The organism is Trabulsiella guamensis ATCC 49490 (assembly GCF_000734965.1).
GTDB lineage: Bacteria > Pseudomonadota > Gammaproteobacteria > Enterobacterales > Enterobacteriaceae > Trabulsiella > Trabulsiella guamensis.
The window spans coordinates 1-824 of the sequence record NZ_JMTB01000189.1 but is presented as its reverse complement, the minus strand read 5'-3'; the positions used below and the strand labels follow the sequence as shown (position 1 = coordinate 824).

Annotated in this window: 1 protein-coding gene; it reads right to left on the bottom strand. The window is 60.7% G+C overall.

What is annotated here, in order from left to right:
• Positions 1-723: phage head morphogenesis protein (locus GTGU_RS23470; protein WP_038163682.1), on the bottom strand; the 723-nt coding region annotated here is incomplete at its 3' end.
• Positions 724-824: the final 101 nt, after the last annotated feature.

The window sequence follows — 824 nt, the reverse complement described above, 5'->3', positions numbered from 1 at the left end:
CCCTCTGGCCGTGCCGGGATTATATGCCCAGCCCGGATCGATGCCTTCCGGAATGGACTCTTCCTCACCCGTGCGCTTATTGACCCACTTCACATACCGCTCCTGCGGGGCGGCGGTTTTGATGGTGCCATCCTGTTTCAGCTGATCGTACTCGTAACGGCTGACCTGCCGCACGCCACATTTACAGCCCCAGCCGTTAGGCCCCATATGCGTATCCCAGAACGGATCGTCTGCCGGAAGACAGACACCGGCCCAGCGGACATGATCAGCACGGTGTTCCCGCGACGGGCCCAGCGTATAGATGAGATATGGCATGGCCCGCTTTGTCCGCTGGATCCTTTCCCATTGCCCTGCTGCGCGGGATGTGCGCATGTTGGTGTCATAGATGACACGCAGGCGACGGTCGCTGCCGAGCTGTACCAGCTTTGTTTCGCCGGTCAGCGGGTCATCCATCAGTTTCTGGCCCCACCATCCGCGTTTAATCAGCAACGGCTCCAGCTCAGCCCGGAACTGTGCAAACGTCCGGCCGTTCTCCAGCGCCTCCTCAACCAGCTGGCGGACGTCGGCCAGCAAATCCAGCTGCGTCATTTTCGCTACCGTGAAAGCCGTGCGGTGTTCTTCCTGCCAGACGTCCCGGAAATCGAATCCGGGTTTCAGCTTTTTCGCCTTCAGCCAGGCGAGCGCTTCTTCCGGGACCAGCGTGAATTTGTCGGGCTTACGCATCGCTTACGTCTCCGAGCGCACGGGCTTTAAAGCACAACAGGGCGAGCTGGCGCGCAAACTCGTCAGGCTCCAGCTGTTTCTGAAGCTCCGGCAGCCCGGCC